The sequence below is a fragment of the Sphaerochaeta sp. UBA5836 genome (genome assembly GCF_002432845.1).
Taxonomy (GTDB): Bacteria; Spirochaetota; Spirochaetia; order Sphaerochaetales; family Sphaerochaetaceae; genus Sphaerochaeta.
This window is the reverse complement of sequence record NZ_DJGW01000008.1, coordinates 1-1,846: the sequence shown is the minus strand read 5'-3', so window position 1 is coordinate 1,846 and position 1,846 is coordinate 1. Positions and strand designations below refer to the sequence as shown.

The following is a 1,846-nucleotide window of genomic DNA, read 5'->3' as shown; positions in this document are numbered from 1 at the left end:
CCCACATTCCTCACCCTAAATAGTACTTTCAGGGGGTAATTATTTTCAGGGTGCTTTTTACTGCCCCGCCTCCCTTTCCCGCTCCTGCTGGAGCACGGAGGCTGCTTCGAGGGCCTCCTTGGCGACCTGTTTCATCTGCTCGACGATCGAATCAAACCTGACGCGGTTGGCGACCCATTGCTGGACGACCTGCGCCTGCGGGCCCGAGAGTGCCTTGGAGACGGATCTGCCTGCAACCTTGCTGCTCCAGTACAGGTACGGCCCGTGGCGCTGGGCAGGGTCCTGGTGGCAGGGGCAGCTGCTCTTGCCGCAGGTGAGGTAGCGCTTGGAAACCGAGCCCTGCCACAGGAATCCGACGTCCTTCAGCTGCCCTGCAAGGGCATCGTGCCTGCGCAGGCAATCGTCGAGAATCTTCCTGGCCGTTCCGCTGTCCATCACGCATGTGCTCCTTGACCGGACCCTTGGTCCTACTGTACTATACAGTAGGATTGGGAAGCCCGTCAATCCCTTTCCCACCCAGGGAGGAGCCGCCATGAACGAGAACCCGTTCGCCGATGCATCGTTCTTCACCCACACCCACCTGCCGATAGCGGCAGCCTACTGCAGGATCCTCGATGTGAGGGGTGTCGTGGACCGCATGGTGCCCACCGCCATGGAGCTTCCGGCGGGCCTTGCCGTCCAGGCGATGGTGCTCGACGTGCTCAGCGGCCGCTCGCCGCTGTATCGGGTCGAGCAGTTCTGGGAGCACCAGGACCGCAGCCTCCTGCTGGGAAGCGACGTACCGCCGCACCTGTTCAGCGACACCAACCTCTCCAGGAGCCTGGATGCGATCTTCGAGGCCGGCCCGTCGAGGATCGTCACCGAGCTGGGCGTCGCCGCGGCGGGGGCCTTCGGCCTTGATGTGCGTGCCGTAAGCTACGACACCACCAGCACCAGCGTCTGGGGCGAGTACCGGCCCAGCATGACCGACCCCCCTGCGAAGGGGCCGCTGGTCACCTTCGGCCATTCCAAGGACAACCAGCCCCAGCTGAAGCAGTTCATGACCGAGCTGCTGTGCGTGGAGCGGGGGGTGCCGATCTTCGGCGCCACGCTGGACGGCAACTCGTCCGACAAGAGGTCCAACAATGCGATGCTTACGCGCATCGGCTCCCTGATGGCGCGCCACGGGCTGGGGGACGGGGCCTTCGTCTATGTCGCCGACAGTGCGATGGTCACCCAGGAAAACCTCTCGCTGCTCGGTGGGACGCGCTTCGTCAGCAGGCTGCCGATGAACTTTGCGGTTTGCACCCAGGCGATCGACCATGCCGTCGAGACCGGGCGATGGGTGGACATCGGCAGTCTTGCGGAGCTGGAATCATCGAGAAAGCCTGCCCGCTACAAGGCCCAGGAGACGCAGGTGGACATCGAGGGCGCCTCCTACCGTGCGGTGGTGGTCCATTCCGACGCCCATGACAAAAGAAGGCAGAAGGCCATCGACGCCGAGCTCGGCCGGTCGCTGAAAGAGATTGCAGCCATGGCCGGCAAGGTGGAGAAACGCTATTTCTGTGCACAGGATGCAGAATCTGCAGCCCGGTCGCTTTCCTCTGTGACGACATCCCTTCACGGGCTGAGGGCATCCTACCAAGAGACGGTGGTGAACAAGAGGGGAAGGCCGCCCAAGCAGGGCCCGAGGGCCACCGAGGTCCGCTACGAGCTGGCATGGGAAGCATTCATCCTTGAGGACCGTTTGAACCGGCTGCGCGAGCGGGCGGGCTGTTTCGTGCTGCTCACCAACGTCCCCTGCTGCGGGGTTGAATCCTTGGATGCACGTTCGCTGCTTCGCACCTACAAGGGCCAGTACGGCATC

General features: G+C 63.5%; 2 protein-coding genes. One reads left to right on the top strand and one right to left on the bottom strand.

Annotation, left to right across the window (positions count from 1 at the left end):
* Nucleotides 1–57 precede the first annotated feature (57 nt).
* Nucleotides 58–435, bottom strand: a complete 378-nt coding sequence (locus B3F49_RS00630) for a DUF6788 family protein (protein ID WP_293908528.1) — start codon at nucleotides 433–435, stop codon at nucleotides 58–60.
* A gap of 97 nt (nucleotides 436–532) precedes the next feature.
* Here B3F49_RS00630 and B3F49_RS00625 point away from each other — a divergent pair.
* Nucleotides 533–1,846, top strand: a 1,314-nt coding sequence (locus B3F49_RS00625) for an IS1634 family transposase (RefSeq protein WP_293908527.1), incomplete at its 3' end; no start/stop codon positions are given.

Coding starts and splice junctions, on each gene's coding strand:
- B3F49_RS00630 (WP_293908528.1), bottom strand. CDS start 435: ATGGACAGCGGAACGGCCAGGAAGATTCTCGACGATTGCCTGCGCAGG.